General features: G+C 67.7%; 9 protein-coding genes and 1 other RNA gene. 8 read left to right on the top strand and 2 right to left on the bottom strand.

The features are described from left to right. The 3 genes from AC1DUQ_RS00130 to AC1DUQ_RS00120 form a co-directional block, all read left to right on the top strand. On the top strand, positions 1 to 628 hold a 628-nt coding region (locus AC1DUQ_RS00130; RefSeq protein WP_477073226.1), incomplete at its 5' end, for a S1C family serine protease. A 79-nt stretch (positions 629 to 707) separates the two neighbouring features. After that, positions 708 to 1,074, top strand: a transfer-messenger RNA (tmRNA) gene (ssrA, locus tag AC1DUQ_RS00125). 76 nt (positions 1,075 to 1,150) lie between these two features. Beyond that, complete coding sequence (locus AC1DUQ_RS00120; RefSeq protein ID WP_477073225.1) at positions 1,151 to 2,326, top strand: tyrosine-type recombinase/integrase; 1,176 nt, start codon at positions 1,151 to 1,153, stop codon at positions 2,324 to 2,326. Between the two features lie 123 nt (positions 2,327 to 2,449). On the opposite strand, the gene AC1DUQ_RS00115 is transcribed toward AC1DUQ_RS00120, so the two are convergent. Beyond that, entirely contained in the window at positions 2,450 to 5,701 is a 3,252-nt protein-coding gene (locus AC1DUQ_RS00115; protein ID WP_477073224.1) for an SNF2-related protein, read from the bottom strand. A gap of 435 nt (positions 5,702 to 6,136) precedes the next feature. Between AC1DUQ_RS00115 and AC1DUQ_RS00110 the strand changes: the two genes are divergently transcribed. Further along, on the top strand, positions 6,137 to 6,691 hold the full coding sequence (locus AC1DUQ_RS00110; protein WP_477073223.1) for a hypothetical protein: 555 nt from the start codon (positions 6,137 to 6,139) through the stop codon (positions 6,689 to 6,691). Positions 6,692 to 6,815: 124 nt separating this feature from the next. On the opposite strand, the gene AC1DUQ_RS00105 is transcribed toward AC1DUQ_RS00110, so the two are convergent. Next, the gene (locus AC1DUQ_RS00105; protein WP_477073222.1) at positions 6,816 to 6,983 is read right to left on the bottom strand and encodes a hypothetical protein; all 168 of its coding nucleotides are present in this window, start codon (positions 6,981 to 6,983) and stop codon (positions 6,816 to 6,818) included. 185 nt (positions 6,984 to 7,168) lie between these two features. On the opposite strand from AC1DUQ_RS00105, the gene AC1DUQ_RS00100 reads away from it, so the two are divergent. The 4 genes from AC1DUQ_RS00100 to AC1DUQ_RS00085 are packed head-to-tail and all read left to right on the top strand — an operon-like array spanning position 7,169 to position 23,290. Then, the gene (locus tag AC1DUQ_RS00100) at positions 7,169 to 10,039 is read left to right on the top strand and encodes an SNF2-related protein (protein ID WP_477073221.1); all 2,871 of its coding nucleotides are present in this window, start codon (positions 7,169 to 7,171) and stop codon (positions 10,037 to 10,039) included. Next, positions 10,036 to 14,754 carry an Eco57I restriction-modification methylase domain-containing protein gene (locus AC1DUQ_RS00095; RefSeq protein WP_477073220.1) on the top strand — a complete coding sequence of 1,573 codons (4,719 nt, stop codon included), beginning with the start codon at positions 10,036 to 10,038 and terminating at the stop codon, positions 14,752 to 14,754. Before AC1DUQ_RS00100 ends, AC1DUQ_RS00095 begins: the two co-directional genes overlap by 4 nt. After that, a complete protein-coding gene (locus tag AC1DUQ_RS00090) occupies positions 14,751 to 21,140 on the top strand; it encodes a DEAD/DEAH box helicase (RefSeq protein ID WP_477073219.1) in 6,390 nt (2,129 codons plus the stop codon). Before AC1DUQ_RS00095 ends, AC1DUQ_RS00090 begins: the two co-directional genes overlap by 4 nt. Next, positions 21,140 to 23,290, top strand: coding sequence for a UvrD-helicase domain-containing protein (locus AC1DUQ_RS00085; protein WP_477073218.1), 2,151 nt, complete (start codon positions 21,140 to 21,142; stop codon positions 23,288 to 23,290). The genes AC1DUQ_RS00090 and AC1DUQ_RS00085 overlap by 1 nt, the downstream gene beginning before the upstream one ends. Positions 23,291 to 23,338 lie beyond the last annotated feature (48 nt).

Raw genomic sequence — 23,338 nt, 5'->3', positions numbered from 1 at the left:
CGCCCTGGACGACGACAGCGGCGCGACGGTCGGCGACGCGGTGACGGCGGTCGGCAACGCGGAGGGCGGGGGAGACCTGCTTGCGGCGGTCGGCAGCGTGACCGCGCTGGACCAGACGATGACGGCGTCGACGGACGGCTCGTCGGCCGAGACCCTCTCCGGGTTGATCGAGTTCTCCGCGGCTGTCGTGCCCGGCGACTCGGGCGGCCCGGTGTTCGACGACGAGGGCGAGGTCATCGGCATGACGACCGCCGCCTCCAGCAGCACCGTGGACACGGTGGCGTTCGCGATCGACATCGAGGACGCGCTGGTGATCGCGAACCAGATCCAGTCCGGGGTCGCCTCCGACACCGTGACGATCGGGTACCCGGCGTTCCTGGGGATCTCGGTGGCCCCGGATGGTTCGGTCGCTGGAGTGCTGGAGGGCACGCCGGCCGCATCCTCTGGTCTCGCGGCCGGCGACGTGATCACCGCGGTGGACGGTGTCGCGGTTTCCTCGGCGTCATCCCTCTCCGACCTGCTCGCCACCTACTCGCCTGGCGACACCGTGACCCTGACCTGGACGGTTGCGTCCTCTGGTGCCTCGGCGTCCGCGCCGGTCACCCTGATCGCCGGACCGGCCGACTGACCGGAATGAGGACGACCAGCCTGCCGTTGAGAGGTAGGCTGGTCGGACTGGCTCCGGCCGGTGCTTGATAACTGAACATGGGGGTGATCGGTTTCGACGGTGATCGTCGAACCAGGAGAAGCGGGTCGAGGACGCACGGTTATCTCGTCAACGCTCCGTGCAAACCAATAGGTGCCAATACAAACCGCACCGACTTCGCCCTCGCCGCCTGAGCGAGTCCCGAAGTCCGTTGGCCTGAGTACGCTCTCGACTCAGTAACCAGCGTCATCTAGAGAGCCACTGCTGGTAATCGTCGTCAGTGCGATTGCCGGGACTTTTAGCTGACTGAGCCCGTCCACGGCTTGCCTGTGTGACCGTGGGGGCCGAGAAAATCACAGCAGGCTGCACCCGGAGAATCCCTGGTACTGCGTCACCGGACGCGGGTTCGATTCCCGCCACCTCCACCTGCCTGACCTGCGAAAACGCATGGTCATGTTGACAGGAAGTAGCCTCTCGTTGACACGGGGGGCTATTTTCGTGTCTATGGCCTCCATCAGGGAGCGGGTTCGGGCCGACGGCACGCGGTCGTTCGCGGTGCTGTGGCGGGACCCTGAGACGAAGCGGCAGAGCTCGCTGACATACGACGACGAGAACGACGCGCGGGTGGCGAAGCATCTCCTCGAGGTGACCGGTGGGCACACTGACGAGGCCGCGCGGGTTGCAGACGCCGTGCGGCTCCACGGGCCGTCCGTTGTCGAGGCCGTCTCGGAGCACATTGACCTGCTGACCGCGGTGGGTCCGGATACCCGGGCGAGCTACCGCACGCAACTTCGCCGCCACATCGCGCCGACCCTCGGGTCGTATCCGGTTGCGGTGATCTCCTACCGGCACGTGGCTGGGTGGATTCGCTCGATGAGCGACAGCGGTCTGTCGCCCAAGACGATCGCGAACATCCACGGACTGCTCTCTGCGTCGATGTCGACGGCGGTCCGGCTCGGGTACCGCACGGACAATCCTTGCGTCGGCGTGCAGCTCCCCAAGTCGCAGCTGACGCAGGACGAGATGACCGTGCTGACGCGCGGCGAGTTCACACTCCTGCTCTCGCACGTCCAGCCTCACTACCAGTCATTGGTCCTGCTGCTCGTCGCGACCGGCCTGCGGTGGGGCGAAGCAACGGCGCTGACCCCCGGCGACCTCGATCTCTTCGCCAGCCCGCCGACGCTGCGCGTCACGAAGGCGTGGAAACGTGATGGCGATCGTCACTGGTACGTGGGTCCGCCAAAGACCAAGAGAGCGCGCCGGACAGTTTCACTCCCCGACGAGTTGGTCGACGTACTCATGCCGCTGGCCGCTGGGAGGCCGGCGGACGCGCTGTTGTTCACCAACACCGTGGGCCAGCAGATTTCCTCGTCGCGATTCTGGACCACGACGTGGACGCCCGCTCTGGATGCTGCGACCCACCCCCTGCGCGCCGATGGCACGCCGGACCTCGACGCCCCACGCCTTTCGAGACGTCCACGAGTACACGACCTGCGTCACACGCACGCATCCTGGATGATCGCGGCCGGTACGGACTTGTTCGTCCTCCAGCGCCGACTGGGTCATGAGTCCATCACGACCACGACGGAGACCTACGCCCACCTATTGCCGGACCAGCAGGCCGCGGCCGCGGCAGCGGCGGGACGCGCGCTCGGCGGGCTCAGACTCGCCCGGACTTAGTAGCCGCCGCGGACGGAACACGTCGTGTCGGACGAAGCGATGAACGACCTTGGTCGTCGACCTGAGAGACGAACGCGCGCAATCGATTCCGCGGGTGGCGAGGCGCATCGATCGGTGCTGCGACTACTCGGGGACGCCGAGGATGCAGGATGCCACGCGCTGGGCGAGGGGCTCGACGACGCGCAGGCGGCCAAGGGCGCGCTCGACAGTACCGAGATCGACCGGGCGTTCGAGGAGCAGCGGGTCAATGTCGGCGAGCCGACTGTACGGGTGGCGGTGGCGCAGCGCGCGGGCCTCCAGCACGTAGGGGTGCATCAACTCCAACCAGATCTCGGCGAGCTGGTGCAGGTCTACGTCACCTCCGTCGAACTCCCCCTTAGCGAGGGCGGCCAGAGCTTCCCACCGGTCGGCATCGTCGAATCGTGCCTCGCCTCGGGCGCGCTGCGCCCACGCGCGACCAGCTCTCCGCATCTGGGCGAGGGCCCTCTGGTGGCGGCGCGGCAGCATCGCTACCTCGGCCGCTTGCGCCCGGCGCAGGAACGTCTCCAGCCACCGTTCGCATCGGTCGTCGAATGGCGCACCCGGTGGGTCGCCGGCGAGCTGCGCCCGGAGCCGCGTTGTCACGTCGTTGAGGCCCACGATCGGCTCGGACCGCTCGTCCTCCAGGAGCAACCACCTGGGCGCGCCTGTCGCCGAACCTCGCACGGCGAAGAACGCCCACGGCGTGCTCGTGCGCACGGGGCTGATCCGGGCGAGCACCCTCTGACGAGTTCCACGATGCGCGGCGTACACATTGGCGGGGATGAGCGAGGTCGGTCCGGTGACGAGTGCGCGCACTGGCTCGAGAGCGTCCTGGAGCCCGTCCCACTGGTTACGTGTCTGCTCGCTCAGGTCGGCGAACTCCTTCGCTGTCACGACAGCGTCCGGCCTCGCCGGGATCGGCAGGTTGGACCCGAGGAGCGCGGCGCTCTCCTCGTTGCGGGCCGCGAGTAGGTCGTCCGCTCGCGTCGCGAACGACGGTGAGTCTGCGGGCCACCAGACCTCGATCCGGTCGTGGGGGCTGTCCATTCGGTCGACTCGACCGACTCGTTGTTCAGCCACACGCAGTGTTGTCGGCATGTCGAATTGCACGACGGCCGACGCGCCTTGAAGGTTGATGCCCTCGTTCATCGCATCGGAGCACAGGGCGATGCACCGGCCGATGGCGTCGGGCGCGAACGCCAGTCGCACGGTGCGTCGCTCGCTCGTGGCGGCGCCAGAGGCGACGACGACGGGCACGTCGGTTCGGGGCATGAGCGATTTCAAGACCGCCAGCGTGATCGGGTGATGGTCGAACGCGAGCACGCGTTCGTGGCGGTCGGCGAGGCCGGCGACGAACTCCGCCTTGGTCCGCTCGCGGCGGTCGCCGAGCTGACGTGCGAGTGATCCGAGCAGTTCGTAGCGTCCGATCTCTGAGTCGCATGCGTCCCGCCAGGCGTCCTCGTCGAGGAGCCACTCGGGAACTTCGCACGCGAGGTCTACCCGCGGCGGGCCGCCAGCGCGCAGGTCGCGGAGTCTGCCGAGCATGTCACCCGAGGCCTGTGGCTTGACCAGGCCGGTGATCCCGAGCAGCCGTAGAGCCTCTTCCGTACCGACAACGTGCTCAAGCAATGCCGCCTGCGACGAGCGCATGCTCGCGCGCACCTGGTACCCGACGAGGCCCTTGGCGGCGCTCAGCCGACCCTCAAGCCACCGCTCGTCGGTGTACTCGCGCCGCAGCCAGGCCGGCAAGCCAATCTGTCGTCCCAGGCCAGAGATCCCGACGAGCTGGGCCGAGACGTCGCGGATGTCGTCGGCAACGGCGCGCTCGTGCTCCTGCTCGCCGGTGTCGTACGTGTTCGTGAGGTGCTCTGGGTACCGGCAAATGCGCCCGGTCTCCGGATGCCGGTAGCTGTCCGGGTCGCCGGCGACGAGCTCGTTCAACATCGACTTGGTCCGCCGCACCGTGAAGCGTTGGATCGCGCTGCGGAGCTGCACTTTCTCGTCGTCGGTCAGGCGCCAGTCGACGTGGCGGCGATGCAGGCGGTCGAGCATCGCGAGCGTTTCGTCGTCGAAGTTGTCGGCGCCGAGCTGGTCGACGAGGGCGAGGAGGTCCTCGGCGCCGCGGTTGATCGGTGTCGCAGTGAACATCAACACGTGGTCGGCTGCAGTGGCGCGGATGTGTCCGCTGCGGTTCGAGTTCCGGGCTAGGAAGTTGTGGGCTTCGTCGATCGCGAGGATCTGGGCGGCCGCCACCGCCTCCTCCTCGACGCGTGGCCCGGCCTTCGACGCCCGGCTGAGCAGTCCCTGCGAGATCGTGTTCAACGTCAGTCCGCACGAGATGGCCTCGCGACTCCACTGCTCCTGGACCGACGGCGGGCAAACGAGAACGGTCAGGTCGCTGCGGACACGTCCCGTGCTCCAGAGCCGGTCACGAACGGCCCGGGTCAGGTGCGCGCCCATCCGAGTCTTGCCCGACCCCGTTGCGTCGGCGACCAGGACACTGCCGACGTTCTCCACCACCCAGAGCGCCTCGGCGATCCCTGCGACCTGCGACGGCCACAACCGGCTGATTCCCGCCGTCGAGCCGAGGTACCCCGCCGCCCACTGCCCCTCGAGCAGATCGGCACACGCCCGGGCGAGGGCCTCCTGCCACGAGACGAACTGCAGCATCTCGTGCAGCAGGGCGCGCAGCTCCTCGTTCCACGGCTCGCCGATCGACCAGTAGTTCTCCGCGGCCCGCTTCGCTTGCGCGTACCGGTCCGGGTCCCCGATGCGCTCGGCGCGAGCGTTGGCCTCGAACTGGCTGACCAGACCGGCCTCCGTGAAGTTGCTCGACCCGATCGTCGCTGCCCGATCGCCGACGTAGATCTTCGCGTGCAGTCGCGTGTGTCCAGGCACGAATCGCACCTCGRACCAGCCGGAATCCAGCGCCGCGATCGTCTGGACGATCTTCGCCGACAGCAGCAGGGAGACACCGTGCTGCTCGATCCAGTACTCGCGGACGTCTTCGGTGAAGGTCGCCGACGCCGAACCAAAGCTGACCCTGTCCGTCGCGAACGGCTCGGTGCCGAGCAGAACCCGCACCAGCCCGGGGTCGGGCTTGTGCGCGGCGGCCGCGACGAGCTCGACGATCTTGGCGATCGACGCGAAGCCCGCCAACACCAGCGGCGCGCGTGAGGACACGAGGTCGTCCCACACCAGATCACGTACATGAGCGGCGCCATGGTTGACCGGGAGGCTCTCGCGGGGCGGCCAGTCCATCTGCGCCAGACGAAGATGGAGGTGCGGCTCTGGCGCCGATGCGAAGAGGTCCTGCTGGTCAGCGACTACTCGACCTCGAGCACGCTTGGTCATCCGCTCTCCGCCGTCTCGCGCCACTGGTGTTCGAAGGCTAGAGACGGCTACTGACATCGCCGCGTCTTCGGTGCCATGTCGTCGTGGAGCACGACACGTGAGATCTCCAGGTGGTCGCCCTTTCGCCAGTAGTGCAGGCGGCGAGCGGAGGGTGTGTTGCGTTGCGTGCCACGCTGTAGCACATGGCTCCGTCGGCTCTAGTCGCGGCGGGACGACGGCCGCTCTCGTGCTCACGTAGTTGGTGGTTCTCGCGGGCGGCCAGTCGAGCAGGGTCGGCGACGACGATGTCGGCAATGACGTCGGCGAGCTTTGCCCAGCTCACCGGCCCGAGCGCGGTCAGCGAGTCGACGAGTTGTGGGCCGACCAGAGGACTGAGCGGCAGGCGCGCAGGCACACCAGCCGGGGCCGCGCGGGTCGATCGCTACAGTCGATGGCATGGCCGCATACCTGCTGATCCTCGGCGACCGCGAGGCGCTGGGCTGGGTCTTGCGCACTAGCGCGATGGCGTTTCCCAATATGCGCCGATCAGAGATCGATGCTCTATCCCCAGGCGACCACCTGTTCAGCTACACGACCAGGGGCTGCTTCCGCAATCCCGGGCGAGATCGCGGGCGAGTTATCGGCTTGGCGACCGTCGCCAGTCGGGTGACCCCGCTTTCAAATCCAGTTCACTTCGCCGGAAGAGAGTTCGCCCGCGGTTGCGCGATCGCGCACGAGAGTCTCGCGCCGTTCGGATCTGGCGTTGAGCTCGCCCCGCTGATCGATGAGCTTGATGCCTTTCTAGACTCGGGGCGGGGCTGGGCGATGCGCCTGCGGCGGCCGCTCCTTCAGCTTTCGGACCGCGACGCGGTCGTGCTCGCCTCTCACCTTGAAGGGGCGGCACATCGCCCTCCGCGTACGGCTGACATCGCCGCCTACGCTAGATGGTTCGACACTCGCGGCGGCGATTTAACCCCGCCTGCTGGGCTCGTTGAGGTCCGCGCGATCTGATCCGGCAGGGACCGCACCTGGCTGAGCAGGGTACCGGGGTCGACGTCGAGGTCGAGCGCGTGCTGATAGATGTCCACCCGGCTCCAACTACGCGGTGATCGGCTTGCGGCTCGTTGCCCTTCGCTTAGATGAGATGCCCCAGCGCAAGTCCGCCGACCGTGCAGTAGACGAGCATCTGGTACAGGTCGGGGTTGGGTACCCGCTCGGCTTCTCGGCCTTGTATTTCATCCACGACGGCCGTCGTCGCGACCGACCCTGGCCCGTACCAGACGAGGTCGGGCCGCATCGGCACGACGGCCTCGTCGAGCCGCCACCGGTCCTGCGAACGGCAACGCCCGCCGTGACTTCGCACTCGGGACGAGACTTTCCCGTCATGTGTGGATGAATTGCCCGCGAGAGCCGCGCACTGCTGTCTAGGCACGTCAGAGCCCCATACGATCGATGCGGCAGGCAATCGACCAATGGGGGAGTTCCACGGTGACGGCGACGACGACGGACACCAGGCCAAATCTTGCCCCGGGCTCGGTGGTCGTGGTCCGCGACGAAGAGTGGCTGGTTCGCTCGACGGAGGAGACCAGCGACGGCCTCCTGATCCACGTCCAAGGGCTCAGCGAGCTGGTCCGGGACACGAGCGCCACGTTCTTCGACTCGCTCGACTCCATCGAGGCGTTGGACCCCGCCCAGGCGCGGGTTGTCGCGGACGGGAGCCCGAAGTACCGCGACGCGCGGTTGTGGCTCGAGTCGACGCTCCGCAAGACGTCCGTCCCCATCGGGGACGAGGCGCTGACTGTCGCCACCCGTGCCCTGGCCGACCCGCTCGTCTACCAGCAGTCGGCTGTGCGGAAGGCGCTCGACCCGGCGAACCTGCGCCCGCGCATCCTGCTTGCTGACGCGGTCGGGCTCGGGAAGACGCTCGAGATCGGCATGATCCTGTCCGAACTGGTCAGGCGCGGACGGGGGGAGCGGATCCTTGTCGTGACGCCGCGCCACGTCCTCGAGCAGATGCAGCACGAGATGTGGACCAGGTTCGCGCTGCCGTTCGTGCGACTCGACAGTGCGGGCATCCAGCGGATCCGGCAGAAGCTGCCCGCGACCCGTAATCCCTTCACGTACTACCGCCGGGTCATCATCTCGATCGACACCCTGAAGTCGGACCGGTACGTGGCGCACCTGTCCAAGCAGCGGTGGGATGCCGTTGTCATCGACGAAGCGCACAACCTCTCGAACACGGCGACACAGAACAACAAGCTCGCGCGGCTGCTGGCGCGCAACTGTGACGCGCTGATCCTTGCCTCGGCCACCCCGCACAACGGCCGCAAGGAGTCGTTCGCCGGGCTGGTGCATCTGCTCGACCCGTCAGCGGTGCGGCCGGACGGGGAGCTGGTGCAAAAGGAGGTCGAGCGGCTCGTCATCCGCCGGCACCGGCACAGCCCGGAAGTGGCGCAGGCCGTCGGCACGGACTGGGCAGAGCGCCAGGCGCCGAACAACATCCTTGTCCCGGCGTCGCCGGGGGAAAACGCGGTCGCCCGCGAGCTCGAGGACGTCTGGCTGTGGCCAGCGGCCGGGGCATCGCCCTACTCCGGTCAGAACGCGCAGCTCTTTCCCTGGACTCTCGCCAAGGCGTTTCTCTCATCCCCTGAGGCTTTGCACCGCTCGATCGAGGAGCGACGCAAGCGCATAGCGAAGAACCAGACCCGGGCGGTCGCCCGCGAGGATGCCGCGCTGGAGCGGCTCGACGAGCTCAACGATGCGGCTCGCGGGGTCTCCGCCAAGTACGACGCACTCGTGAAGCTGCTCAAGGAGATCGGCGTCGGCAAGGGCTCGCCCGCGAGGGCGGTCGTGTTCGCCGAGCGCATCGCGACCCTCGGTTGGTTGCGGCATCGGCTTCCCAAGGATCTCGGGATCCCCGTGGATGCCTTCGCGGTGATGCACGGAGGTCTGCCCGACGACGAGCAGCAGCGGATCGTCGAGGACTTCAAGCAGGAGCACGCACCGGTGCGGGTCCTGCTCACCGGCGACGTCGCCTCCGAGGGTGTCAACCTGCACGCACAGTGCCACGAGCTCATCCATTTCGACATCCCGTGGAGCCTCATCAGAATCGAGCAGCGCAATGGCCGCATCGACCGGTACGGGCAGAAGCACCCGCCGCGTGTCAGCACGCTGCTGCTGGACCCGGACTCGGAGCGGTTCGGAGGCGACATCCGTGTGCTGGCACGGCTCGTCGAGCGCGAGCACGAGGCACACAAGGCTTTGGGTGACGTCATCTCTCTCATGGGCAAGGGCGACGTGAAGAGTGAGGAAGACGAGATCCGCGACGTGCTCGCCGGTACCATGGAATTCGATGCCGTGGTTCGCACGCCGCAGGACGTCGCTGCCGGAGACGACCTCGCCGCATGGTTCGCTCAGGGATTTGACGGGGGCGACGACGCACCGACGGCCGTACTGGCCCCGGCGTACCGGGGCCCGGGCCTGTACGACGACGACATCACCTACCTCGAAGAGGCGCTGCGAGCCGCGTTCGTGGACCCGTCCTCGAAGGTGAGCAACAACGGCGTCGAGTGGAAGCGCGAGGCGACGTTCGGCTCGGCGGAGCTGGTGCCGACGAAGGACCTGGTCCAGCGTCTCGACGTGCTGCCGCAGAGCTACCTGGCCGACCGGCGCGTCACGGAGCGCCTCGTCCTCGCAACGACCCCGGAGCGCGGCAAGCTGCGTCTGGCGGCAGCGCTCGCAGACGACAGCGACTCCACCTGGCCCGATGCGCATTACCTCAGCCCGCTGCACCCCGTGCTCGAGTGGGCGGCGGACCGCGCGCTGGCATCACTGGGCCGAAACGAGGTGTTCGCCGTCCGGGGCGAGGTCGACGAGCCCACGGTCTTGTTGCTCGGGACGTTGACCAACCGGCGCGGGCAGGTCGTGGCCGCATCGTGGCTCACGGTCGCGTTCCCGGCCGGGCCCGACGGATTTGCACCGGTCGTCCCGCACGAGACTGCTCGAGAGGCGCTCGCGTCGCTGGGGTGGGCTGCAGGGAGTGCCAACCCGGGAGGAGTGGCGGGCGTTGACCAGTTCCAGCGCTTGGTCGCACCCGCTGTACGCAAGGCGGATGCACAGATGGATGCGCTGCTCTCGGTCGCCGCAGACGACGTCGAACGCCGAGTCGACGAGTGGTCCGTGCGCCTCCAGGAGTGGGACGAAGAGGCAGGAGCGCTGCCTCAACTCGTCGGGCTAAAGCAGCGGCGGGTGAGCGTCGCCCAGGAGCGAGAGCTCGTCGAGGCGATGAAGCCAGATCGGCAGCTGGTCCGCCCGCTGCTCGTCGTTGTGCCGAGCAGCACCGGGAGGGCGGAGGCGTGAGCGTCAGCGACGCGATCATTGTCGGCGAGGCATGGATCTCTGAGCACTACTTCACGACGGATGGCAAGGGTCAGTCATTTCAGGCGCGGGTGGTCGAGCGGCGCAAGGCGTGGGACGCAGAGGCGGCCGAGCAGCGATCGACGGCACGTKCGCGATTCTCGCAGGAGCGCGCCTGGCTCGAGGTCCAGCTGGGTGAGATCGGTGCGCATCTGGAGAAGGACACAGACGGCGACCGCGCCACCGCCAGCGAGCTCGTCGCCGAGGTGCACGAGCGGTACATGAGTGTTCTGGGACTGGTGGGCGGGTACGGCCTCGTGGTCGAGCGCGACGGAAGTCTCGCCCGAGTCGCAGCGGTCGGCCTCGGGGGCCACCCACCCCTCGTGGTGGTCCACGCCGTTCCAGTCGCAACGATCGACGAGATCCTCGCCAAGGAAGGTGCGACACTGCCGGCACCCGCGGTGCTCGGTGACGGCACCGAGCTGACTTCAGCCGCACGGCTGGTGTCGGCTCTCTTCGTCGAAGACGACGCACCCCATTACGTTCTGGTCCTCGCGGGCCGCTGGGTGCTGCTCGCCGAGCGTGACCGGTGGGCGCTGGGCCGCTACCTCGCGGTTGACGTTCAGTCGGTTGTTGAACGCAACCAGGTCACGCGTGGCGGTGAGGTCGACCGCGCACTGACGTGCTTGGAGTCCGCGTCAGTTGCGCCCGACGCGGACGGTGGCCTGTGGTGGGACGGGGTGCTCGAGGAGTCGGTGAAGCACACAGTCGGTGTCTCGCAGGACCTCCGCGACGGCGTTCGGTTGTCCATCGAGATCATCGCCAACGAGGTCGTGCAGCGCCGGGCTGCCTTGGGCCTCGCCCCGCTCCCCGGAGGCCAGGCCCAGGTCCTCGCCGAGCAGTCGCTGCGGTTCCTCTATCGGATCCTGTTCCTGCTCTACGCCGAGGCGTCCCCGGAGCTCGGTGTGCTTCCGACCACCGAGCCCGAGTACGCCCAGGGGTACAGCCTCGACCGGCTGCGCGAGCTGGTCCAGGTGGAGCTCGCCGCCCCGAAGGGGCGCTCAGGCACCCACCTCTACGAGTCTCTCGGCGTGCTGTTCCGGCTCGTCGACCGTGGACACCGTCCCCGGCCGGCCGCGATCACCGACGAGGACGGCGCCTCGGCGTTCACCGACGGTTTGACGTTCAACTCACTGCGGGCCGATCTGTTCAAGCCCGCTGCAACGCAACACATCGATGACGTCGGCCTCGGCAATGTCGCCGTCCAGGAAGTACTCCGTCACCTGCTGCTCAGCAAGGAGAAGCGCGGCGCAGACCGCGGTTTCATCTCCTACGCCGAGCTCGGTATCAACCAGCTCGGTGCCGTGTACGAGGGCCTCATGTCCTACACCGGGTTCTTTGCCGGGACAGACCTGTACGAGGTGGCCAAGGGCGGCGACTCGAGCAAGGGCTCGTGGGTGGTGCCGCGCGACCGGATCGACGGCATCGAATCCGCGGACTTCGTCCTGGCGACGGATGAGCACACCGGTGAGAAGAAACCGGTCCTGCACGAGCGGGGCTCCTTCGTATTCCGGTTGGCCGGGCGGGAGCGCCAGCAGTCCGCGTCGTACTACACGCCCGAGGTGCTTACGCGTTTCACCGTAGGCCAGGCGCTCGAGGAGCTGCTCGACCCGGACGGCACGACGACGCCCGCAGCTGACATCCTCACGATGACGGTGTGCGAGCCCGCCCTAGGCTCCGGCGCCTTCGCAATCGAGGCCGTGCGCCAGCTCGCCGAGCAGTACCTGCAGCGACGCCAGAAGGAGCTCGACACTCGGATCGACCCTGATGAGTACCCGAAGATTCTGCAACAGGTGAAGGCATCGATCGCCCTGCACAACGTCTACGGTGTGGACCTCAACGCGACTGCCGTCGAGCTCGCCGAGATCTCGCTCTGGCTCGACACCATGGTCGAGGGCCTGGACGCCCCGTGGTTTGGACTGCACCTCCGCCGCGGCAACTCACTCGTCGGCGCGCGGCGCGCGATCTTCCGGCGCGACCAGGTGATGAACAAGAGCTACCTGACGGACGTCCCGCGCGACGTCCCGCTGACCACGCTCGCCGACGACGTCGAGCGCGGCACATTCGCGACCGATGTCGGCGGTTCGGTCCACCACTTCCTCGTGCCGTCGACCGGGTGGGGCTCCGCCGTCGATGCGAAGGAGGCGGCGAACCTCGCAACCGCGGCGATGGCTCGGCTCAAGGCGTGGCGCAAGTCGTTCACGGTCAAGCCGACCAAGCACCAGACCGACGCGCTCGTGGACCTGGGCTACCGCGTCGAGGCGCTGTGGCAGATCTCGCTGAAGCGCTTGCAGATCGCCGAGTCCGGCGTCCGGAGGTCTATCCCCGTGTGGGGCGCCGACGACGAAACGAGCGACGGCTCGTTGCCGCGCGAGCAGGTCGAAGCAGCGCTCGCCGACGCCAGGGGCGCGTACCGTCGACTCCGCAGAGTGATGGACGCGTGGTGCGCACTCTGGTTCTGGCCGCTTACCGACACGGTGACGACTCGAACGATCGACGGAGGGACCGAGCGAGTTCTGCCGCCGAGCCTCGACCAGTGGATCGACGCTCTCCAGATGCTCCTCGGCCGGCACGCCGGCAAGGCGCGGACGGCATCTGGCGGTAACCAGACTCTCGGCGCCGGGACGAGCTGGGGCGAGCTGGGTGACTATGAGGAGTTCGACCAGCTGTTCGCAAGCACGTCGACGATCGAGGCGACGAAGAGCAAGCACGCATGGCTGGACGTCTGCGAAAGTGTGTCCGAGCAGCAGGGCTTCTTCCATTGGGATCTCGACTTCGCGACGCTGTTCGCTCGCGGGGGGGTTGATCTGCAAGCGGGAAACCCACCGTGGGTCCGGCCCCGTTCTGACGTCGACGCGCTGCTCGCAGAAGGAGATCCGTGGTGGCAGCTCGCACTAAAGCCATCCGAAGCGCAGCGCGATGCCAAGCGGGCCGGGACGCTGGCGCTCCCTGGTGTGACCGAACTGGTTGTCGACGGCACGGCCGACGTGGCGTGTACCGCGTCGTTCGTGGGTTCTGTGCAGCAGTATCCGCACTTGGCTGGATTACAGCCTGACCTGTACCGCTGCTTCATGGAGCAGACCTGGCGGCATAGTTCGCGCCGGGGTGTGGTGGCGTTGATCCATCCGGAGTCGCATTTCACGGACGAGAAGGCTGGGCTGCTCCGGCAGGCCACGTATGCGCGGCTACGCCGGCACTGGCAGTTCGTCAACGAGCTCTCGCTGTTCGAAGTGCACCATCTCGTCAACTACGGCGTCCACGTCTATGGCTCTGAGCGGGGACCGACCTTTCTCATGGCCACGTCCCTCTACCACCCCGACACGGTGCAGCTGTCGCTCGTGCACGACGGGTCGGGACAAGAACCGGGGCTCAAGGATCCTGAGGGGAATTGGGATCTGCGGCCGCACAAGAGCCGCATCATCACCGTGACCGACGAAACGCTCGCAACATGGCACGCGGTGCTCGAGACCCCTGACGTCCCTGTCCGGCGCACGCGGATGGTCTACGCCGTCAATCGCTCGACGGCCGCCGTCCTCGACAAACTGTCGCGCAGCCGCCGCATCGCTGAGATCGGGCTGCAGTTCTCGTCCGGCTGGCACGAGAAGAACGATCGGACGAAGGGCTACTTCGAGTCGGCGTGGGGTGCGCCGGAGTCGTGGGACGACGTGATCCTGCAAGGGCCGCACCTGTTCGTCGCGACGCCAATGTACAAGTCGCCTAACGAGACCATGCTCCATAACCTAGACTGGTCGGCCACCGACTTCGAGGCGCTGGCCGCCGACGCAATTCCGGTTACCGCGTACAAGCCGGCGGGTGACTCCTACGGCTACGACTGCGCGTACACGGACTGGGGAACCGACGACGATCCCAAGCCGGCCCGCGACCACTTCCGGGTGGCCTGGCGTCGGATGGCAGCAAATACGGGAGAGCGAACGCTGATTCCCGCGATTATTCCGCCTGGCGCCGCTCATGTAAATGCGGTATTTAGCGTCGGCGGCATTGCCCCGGCGACTCTCGTTGCGTTGGCAGGCTTTTCCTCGTCACTTGTATTGGACTTTGCTGTGCGCACGGTCCCAAAGGGGGATATCTACCTGTCGTCGTTCCTGCGTCTGCCGATACTGCTCGAGCACCCACTCGTGACGGAATTGACGTTGCGGTCGTTGTGTCTGAACGCATTGACTCGCTCCTATGCGAAACTATGGGGAGATGTTTGGTCTTCCGAGATGGCAAGTGACTCATGGGTTCTTCCGACTTCGTCGCGTCCGCTCAGCGAGCGGGGGATTGCTTGGACGATTGATTCCCCGCTCCGCGTCGCCGCCGAGCGACGTCGTGCGCAGTCGGAAATAGACGCACTCGTGGCTCTGATGCTGGGGTTGTCGGCCGAGGAGCTGTGCACGATCTACCGGACCCAGTTCGCGGTCCTCTACGGCTACGACCGCAATGTCTACTTCTACGACGCCAACGGCCGCCTGGTCCCCAACTCGGTGCTCACCGTTTGGCGCAAGCAGGGCGATCGGATCACGCACGAGAATCGCACGGCCACCAACCAGGCCGGCAACACCTACACCTACGAGCTTCCGTTCGTGACGCTTGACAGAGAGGGCGACATGCGCCAGGCGTACGCGGAGTTCGAGCGTCGACTGGCGGAGCGCTCGTGAGCGAACTGCTTCCCACTGCGCAGGCGCAGCGGATCCGCGACGGCTTGCTGGCGTATCTGGTCACGACGTTCGCGCTGGCGGACTCCGACGCTGCTGACGCGCTGGACACGTTCCTGTCCGACCAGTCGTCGGGCATGTTCAAGGGCCCGTACGTACGGTTGCGGCTGCCGTTCCGGCCGGCCGACGAGGGTTGGCGCGACTCGCTGGAGTGGTACGAGGGGTTCGCGCCATTCGGGCACCAGGCGGCGGCATTCGCGCGGCTGTCATCGGCCGTGGGCGGTCGTCGCCGCCGGCCGGAGCCAACGCTGGTGACCACGGGCACGGGCTCGGGCAAGACGGAGGCGTTCCTCTACCCGATCCTCGATCACGTATTGCGTGCTCGGCGCGACGGGGTGCGCGGCATGAAGGCGCTGATCCTGTACCCGATGAACGCGCTGGCCAACGACCAGGCGCTGCGGCTCACCAAGATCCTGACGGACAACCCCGAGCTCGGTGGTGTGACGGCCGCGCTCTACATCGGGGAGAGCGGGCCGTCGCGCACGTCCGTGACGGTCGACGGACTGATCACCGACCGTGCGGTGATTCGGGACGACCCGCCGGACATCCTGCTCACCAACTACAAAATGCTCGACCAGCTACTTCTGCGGCGAGCGGACCAGCAAATCTGGCGCATCTCGGCGACGAGCCTGCAGTACTTGGTGCTTGACGAATTCCACACCTACGACGGCGCACAGGGCACGGATGTCGCGATGCTGCTGCGTCGCCTCGGCCTGGCCCTGAAGAGCCACTGGTCGGACCCAGACCCGACCATCACCGACGAGGACCGTGCTCGCCCGCTCGGCCGGATCACACCTGTAGCGACTTCGGCGACTCTCGGAGACAAGGGCGACCCGGACGTCATGCTCGGATTCGCGAGGACGGTGTTCGGGGAGGAATTCGGTCCCGACTCAGTTGTCACCGAGTCCCGGCTGCGGCTGGACGAATGGGTTGGGGACGCCCTTGCGTCGGTCAGCACCCTCGATCTCGCGCCTGTCGAGATCGGCTCAACGGAGATCGCCGCGGCGAACGCCGCGCTGCGGGTACTGGGGGGTGACCCTGACCCCGCTGCACTGGCCCACATGGTGCTACGCCATCTGTATTCCGGCAATGAGGCGGCGTTCACCGGCCTCGCGGAGCGTGACGACGGTCCGTCGCTGCTGCTCGCGGCGCGCGCGCACCCGCTCGTCCAGGCGCTCGTCGCCGATGGATCTGACGCCGCCGGTCTTGATGCGGTCGCAGCGCGAGTCCTGGGCCGTGCGACTACTTCGCCGACGGAACAGGTCGCCGCGCAGGCGTTCGTCGCCTCCGTCGTAGCGCTGCTCGGGCACGTGCGCGCCCGCGCTGGGCTTGGTGCGGTTTCCGTCGAGACCCATCTGTGGGTGCGTGAGCTCACCCGGATCGACCGTGCTGCGGACTCCGTCACCCACTTCCGCTGGAGCGACGACGGTCCACCGGTCGCTGGCGAGGGTGTCGAGGACGTCCGGCCGTCGTATCCGGCGGTTTACTGCCGGCACTGCGGGCGGTCGGGCTGGGGTGTCAACCTCACCCCGCAGGGCAACGACATCGCATCCGACGACCCCGGCACCATCCGTCGTCGGCACGCGATGAAGGACGGCCGGTTCCGGGCGCTCGTGTACGCGCCGGGCGAGGCCGACCGCGTCTTCTTCCAGAAGGGGGAGGTCGAGGGTCTGCGGTGGTTCTCAGTCCGGGACCTTGCTCTGCTGGACAAGGCTCCTGACGACGAGGACGTGGAGTTCCGCGACGGGTGGGTCCTGCCCGTACTGACAGTCATCGGCAAGGACGACGACAAGCGGGCGCGTGAGGACGAGTGCCCGGCCTGTGGGCAGGAGGACGGGATCCGGTTCCTGGGCAGCGCCATCGCGACGCTGTTGTCGGTGTCGCTGTCCACACTCTTTGGGTCCGGGGTCATCGACTCGACCGAGAAGAAGGCTCTCGTCTTCACCGATTCGGTCCAGGATGCTGCCCACCGGGCGGGCTTCGTGCAGGCCCGGTCACACACCCTCACTCTGCGTGCGCTGTTGCGCGAGGCCGTCGCCGACGGGGCTCTCGGGCTCGACGAGCTGGTCTCCCGCGTGATGCGGAGCGCGGGCGACGACCCCGTCGCGCGGTACAGGATCATCGCGCCCGACTGCRCCGACCGGCCGTCGTTCACTCCGTTCTGGAAGGCTGCGCGCCAAGGGGCTGTGCCCGTCGCTGCCCGGCGCCGCGTGCAGCGTCGGTTGGCGTTCGATGCCATGCGGGAGTTCGGCCTCAACTCCCGGACCGGCCGCACGCTCGAGCTCACGGGCACGGTTGCGGCGGCCGTGGACGCGAACGCCCCGTCGGCGATGGCCCAAGCGGCGCGCATGGTGCTCCAGGGTTTCGCGCTTGAGGAGACGCTCGACGGCGACGGTGGTGAGCCGTCTGACGCTCAGCTGATCCAGTGGGTGCGTGGGGTGCTCGAGCGCATGCGGACGCAGGGCGCGATCGACCATGACTGGTTCGAGCGGTATCGCAAGGAGGACGGCAAGCGCTGGTCGATCTGGGGAGGTCGGCCCCGACACGAGGGCATGCCGGGGTTCGGTCCGGGCCTGCCGGCGCCGGCTTACCCGCGCGTGGGCAGCAAGCTGGACCAGAAGGACCAGGGTCTCGACCCGGTGACCTCGGCGCGCTCGTGGTACGCCCGGTGGACCTCGCGGGTGCTGCCGGTCAGCCCGACGCAGGGCGGCATCCTGGTCAAGCTGCTGTTGGAGCGGCTGGCCAAGGACGGTGTGCTGTCCGTGCTGTCCAGCCAGTCGAACGCGGCCGTCTTCTCCATCCCGCCGGAGCGTGTCGTCGTCGGGCCGATCGAGCTAGCTGACCTCGAGTCCGGTCGCCATCAGCTTGTCTGCGACACGTGCCAGGTGCCCACACCAGGCACGGCGGAGGTCATCGACCAGCTCGACGGCGCCCCGTGCCTCGTCGCTCGCTGCGACGGGCGGCTGCGCCGGCAGGGTCACGGCGACAACTTCTACCGGTCGCTGTACTCGTCGGCGGACATGCGTCGCGTCGTCGCGCGCGAGCACACGAGCCTTCTCGACGACGAGACACGGCTGCTGTACGAGAACGGGTTCAAGTCCTCGCAGGTCGACCCGCAGGCGCCGAACGTCCTGGTCGCGACGCCGACGCTCGAGATGGGCATCGACATCGGCGACCTGTCCACCGTGTTCCTGTCCTCGTTGCCACGCACCGTCGCGTCCTATGTCCAGCGGGTCGGCCGTGCGGGCCGACTCACAGGCAATGCGCTCGATCTGGCCTACGTCACCGGGCGCGGGGAGCACCTGCCGAAGCTGGGTGACCCCCTTTCGGTGATCAACGGCGAGGTGCGGCCGCCGGCGACCTACCTGGAGGCAGACGAGATCCTGCAGCGCCAGTACACCGCGCACCTGATGGATGTCATGGCGCGAGATCTCGGGCAGACCGCTCCCAAGAAGGCGACCGAGGTCATGGGCTCGTCAGAACCTGGGTCACTCCTCGGTGGGCTCATCGAGCTCGCCGAACGCGATGCACAGACGCACCTCGACGCGTTCCTCGGGGCGTTTGACGGTCTCGGCAAGGATGCCGAGGTCGGACTGCGGTCGTGGGCGACGCCGCAAGCCGGTCCCGGGACGTCCGACCTGGCGGCGCGCGTGCACAGCGCCAGCGGACGCTGGCAGCAGACCGTCCAGACGTTGAAGCACCGGCTCGACGCGATCGAGACCGTTCTGCCCGAGCTCGAGGCGAAGGCGGAGTCCGCCGCGAAGACCGATGACGACGTCCGTGCGTTCCGGTCTGCACGCACGGCCCGCAAGCTCACGCTGGGGCAGCTCTCGGGCCTGCGCGGCGAGTACTGGATTGGCGTCATGGAGCAATACGGGCTTCTGCCCAACTACACGCTGCTGGACGACTCCGTGACGCTCGACGTCGGGCTCAGCTGGATCGATCCGGACACCAACACCTTCGAGTCAGAACATGTCCAGCTCAGGCGAGGGGCGGCGCAGGCGATCCGCGAGTTCGCACCGGGCGCCAAGTTCTACGCCCGTGGCTCCGAGATCGCCATCGACGCGCTCGACCTCGGCATGGACGGAGAGTCGATACGGCCGTGGGTGTTCTGCCCGGCGTGTGGGTACGGCGTTGACGTCGAAGCCGGGGGAGCCGCGAAGTCGGTGTCGTCATGCCCACGGTGTGGGTCGAGCGACATCGCGGACGTCGGGCAGCTGTTCGAGGTGGTCGAGCTGCGGCACGTGAGCGCGGAGGTGATCCGCGACGAAGCGATGATCACCGACCGCAGCGACGAGCGGGACAGGGCGCAGTTCCAGCTCTTCGCCACCGCGGACGTCGACCCTGCCCAGATCACTCGCCGGTGGTTCGTCGAGAAGATCGGGCTGGGCTGCACCTACGTGCGACAGCTCGACGTGCGCTGGCTGAACACCGGGCTTCCCGGGCACGGTGTGGACCGGACGATCGGCGGGGTGACCAAGCAGGCCGCGTTGTTCCGGGTATGCGCGGGCTGCGGGAAGCTCGACTCGGAGTCCGGGCGCAACCGTAGGCACGAGCACCGGCCCTGGTGCCAGTACCGCGACGCGCTTGAGGAGAACACGCGCACCGTCGCGCTGAGCCGCACATTGCGGACGCAGGGGATGCTGCTGCGCTTGCCGCACTCGGTGACCACCGGCGACATGTTCGCGATCCCGAGCCTTTCGGCGGCCTTGCTGCTGGGGCTGCGTGAGCAGATCGGTGGGCATCCAGATCACCTGCAGATCGCTCAGGTGGTCGACCCGACGCTCACGGACGGTTCCGACAACCACGAGGCGCTGCTGCTGCACGACATCGTCCCCGGCGGCACCGGATACATCTCCGAGCTGGCAGAACCCGAACGTCTCCGCGACCTGCTGGTGCGCGCATGGGACCGAGTGCGCACGTGCGAGTGCCGCGGCGAGGAGCGCCTCGCGTGCCACCGGTGCCTGCTGCCGTTCGCGCCGCCCTCCGCGGTTCAGCTCGTCTCACGTGCCGCCGCCGAGCGACACCTGGGCGCATTGCTCGGCCTTCCGCAGGATGCGGAATCTGCCGACGGTGTCGACTGGGTGGTGACGAACGAACCGGTCGCAGATCCCTTCGAGTCCCATCTCGAGCTCAAGTTTCGTGAGGTCATGATCGATCGGCTGACGAAGGCCAGCGCCGCGATCCAGCAGGTTCCCGGTCCATGGGGAAACTCCATCCGGTTCACCTTCCCCGGCAACCCCCGCCAGTGGCTCTTGCGGCCGCAGCCGAGCGTCGAGAACTCGAAGCCCGACTTCGCACTCGAGTCCAACGACCCGAACGTTCCGACGGTCTACGTGTTCGTCGACGGCCACACGTTCCACGCCACCGTCGGACACAACCGGATGGCCGACGACGCGTTCAAGCGCGAAGTGTTGCGCGGCGTTGGACACGTGGTGCTGGGCGTGAGCGGGCGAGATCTCGGCCCTTCCGGCGATCTCCCGGCCTGGTAYTCGGACGTGTTCCTCGGCAAGGTCATGACGAATCCGGCAACGACCGCGTCGCCTGCCGACTACGAGCGCCTTCGCCGCGGCCCGGTCGACTGGCTCATGGCGTGGACCGACAAGCCGTTCGCCGCCGCTGCGTCGCACGTTGCACGGGGCGTCCCGCTCCTGATGGGTCCGGTGTCGACCAAGGCCACCGTGCCCGCTGACCTCTCCCTCGACGGCGTCGCCGACCGGATCTTGCGTGGTCTGCCGTTTGACGAGCCCGGATCGACGCGCGACGTCATGGTGTGGCGGCTCGGCGCGCTCGTCGTCACGTTCGAGGTGGTCGCCGGCAATGTCGTGCCCGTCGCTGTCGTGCTCGACGACCGCGAAGGCTCCATAGACGTCCTGCATGCCGATGCCTGGCGTGCGTGGCTGTCGTTGTCGAACGCGCTGGCGCTCCGGGACTGGCCGACTGTGATCACGACCGTCAGCAGGCTCAACCAGGACAAGGGGGTCGCCGCTCTCGGACCCGTTGCCGTGGATGTCGAAGCAATTGGTCTCGAAGGAGCCTGGCTCGATGTGTTCGAGCACGCGGTCGGCGACGACGAGCGGCGCATCATCGTGGACCTCGGTGCGCGAGGGCTCCCGGTTCCGGTCCTCGGGTTCGAGACCGCTGATGGAATCCCTCTAGATCTGTCATGGCCGGACAGGAAGGTCGCAGTCGAGGTCGTCGCGAAGTCTGTCGAGGACCGAAGAGACCTCGAGGCTGCTGGTTGGACCCTCTTGTCGGCGGACGCCGATAGCGTCGCGGCCGTGCTCGGAGCGGACGGCGCGCACCACAACCCGGAGGTGGACGGCTGATGCCGACGATCGTGATGACCAAGCTGGCGAGCAAGCTCGACGGCTCGGTCAAGGCCAAGGCGATGACCTTCCTCGAGAAGCTGGGCGAGGACGACACGAACGCCAGCCTGCACATCGAGCCGATCACCCACTCCGTGGACCCCCGGGTGCGCACCGGGCGCGTCGACCAGTACTGGCGTGCCGTGATGTTCCGCCTCGACCATGCGGGGGAGCCGCACTACGTTATCCACGGCGTCTGGCCGCACGATGACGCCATAGCGCTGGCAAAGAAGCTGCGTCTGCGGATGAACCCGGTCAACGGGATCCCGCAGTTCGACGAGGTGGACGTCGCGCCCCCCGCATACGTGCCGCCGCTCGTCGTCGCGGCACCGACGGTGGAGAAGCCGTCGGCCCTCCCGCTCCTCGCGTCGTTCGGTCGGACACGGGCAGAGCTCGTTGACGACGTGGGCCTCGCGCCCGACGTGGCCGACCGCGCACTCGCTGCCGTCGACGTTGACGGCATCCTCGAGATCGCTCAGGCCCACGAGGGCTGGGTCGGGCTCGTGCTTGTCGACCTCGCGACGGGAGAGTCCGTCGCGGATGTGCTCGAGCGAAACGGCCTGCGCAAGCCCATCACCATCGGTGACGACGACGCCGACCTGATCAACGCGATGCGCCACGAGGGCGCCCAGGCTGAGTTCGCTTTCATCGAGGACCAGGAGGAGTTGCGCCGAGTCATCGAGGCCGGCGACTTCGGCGCATGGCGGGTCTTCCTCCACCCGGAGCAGCGCCGCGATGTAGACAAGCGATGGACAGGGTCCGCACGACTTTCCGGCGGGGCCGGAACGGGCAAGACCGTCGTCCTGCTGCACCGAACCCGCGACCTCGCACGGGAGTCGCCTTCGTCGCGCATCGTCCTCACGACGTTCACCAAGAACTTGGCAGAGATGCTCCACGAGAGCCTCGTCCAGCTTGACCCCGCAGTCCCACTCGCCGGAACGGCGGGGCTGCCTGGTGTGCACGTCACGGGCGTGGACTCGCTCGCCGCGCGCATCGTCAGCACGGCCGGCGCGAGCATCGCCGCAGCGGTTGAAGCTGTCCTTGGCGAGTCCCGATCCGAAGTAGTCAAGCGCGCCCCAAGCCAGCGGTGGACCAGTGTGATCGATTCTGCTGGAGCGGGCCTGCCGCCAGAGATCGCGAACGACACCTTCTTTGCGGCCGAGTACGGGCTCGTCGTCCTGCCCGCCCGGATCCGGACGCTCGACGATTACCTGCAGGTGCGCCGCCCCGGGCGAGGCGTGGCGCTCGACCGTACGAAGCGGACCGCGGTGTGGAGCGTGATCGAGAACTACCGGTCGCAGAACCGCATCAACGGCGAGGTCGACTACGCGGAGGCCGCCGCCATTGCGGCGGAGTACTTGACGCAGCACGGGCCTCGGGTCGACCACGTGCTGGTCGACGAAGGGCAGGATCTGACCCCGTCGCACTGGCAGCTCCTGCGGGCGCTCGTCGCACCGGGGCCGGACGACATCTTCATCGCGGAGGACTCCCACCAGCGCATCTACGGCCCGAAGCTCGTGCTCAGTCGGTACGGCATCAAGATCGTTGGGCGGTCGCGACGCCTCACGCTCAACTACCGCACCACCGCCCAGAACCTTGCATACGCAATGAGCGTCCTCGCGGGTGGCGGCTACGTCGACATCGAGGGTGAGCCGGAGGCCACCGGTTACCGCTCCGCTCGTTCGGGCCCGAAGCCAGAGTTGCGTGAGGTCCACGGCCTGTCCGCGGAGCTCGCTGCCGTCTCGACGATCGTGAGCGAGTGGCTCGCCCACGACACCGTGCCCGAGACGATTGCCGTACTCGTGGCAGACCGGTACCAGCGCGACCGTGTCGTGAAGAGCATGGGGGAGCGGGGCGTGGCAGCTCGGGCGGTCGACAGCGAGCGCCCGCCCGGGGGTCGGCCGCTCGTCATGACGATGCACCGCGCCAAGGGGATGGAGTTCTCGAAGGTCGTGCTCGCGGGAGTGGGAGCCGAGTCCGCAGCCGAGAAGGCGCGGCTTGCGCAGATGGACGAGAGCGAACGCGCAGACGCGCTCCTGCGTCAGCGGTCACTTGTGTATGTCGCGGCCACCCGGGCGCGCGACGAGCTTGTCGTTCTGACCCGAGCGTGAGCAGTTCGTCCATGCTCTACACGAGCCTGGGTGATCGACGCGCCGGCC

The sequence above is a fragment of the Cellulomonas sp. P4_B5_2 genome (assembly GCF_056402235.1).
The sequence above is the reverse complement of the archived record's forward strand: the minus strand, read 5'-3'. Positions and strand labels throughout refer to the sequence as shown.

What these genes read in the sequence shown, in the direction of transcription:
- AC1DUQ_RS00120 (WP_477073225.1), top strand. Translation starts at nt 1,151, where the DNA reads ATGGCCTCCATCAGGGAGCGGGTTCGGGCCGACGGCACGCGGTCGTTC.
- AC1DUQ_RS00110 (WP_477073223.1), top strand. Translation starts at nt 6,137, where the DNA reads ATGGCCGCATACCTGCTGATCCTCGGCGACCGCGAGGCGCTGGGCTGG.
- AC1DUQ_RS00085 (WP_477073218.1), top strand. Translation starts at nt 21,140, where the DNA reads ATGCCGACGATCGTGATGACCAAGCTGGCGAGCAAGCTCGACGGCTCG.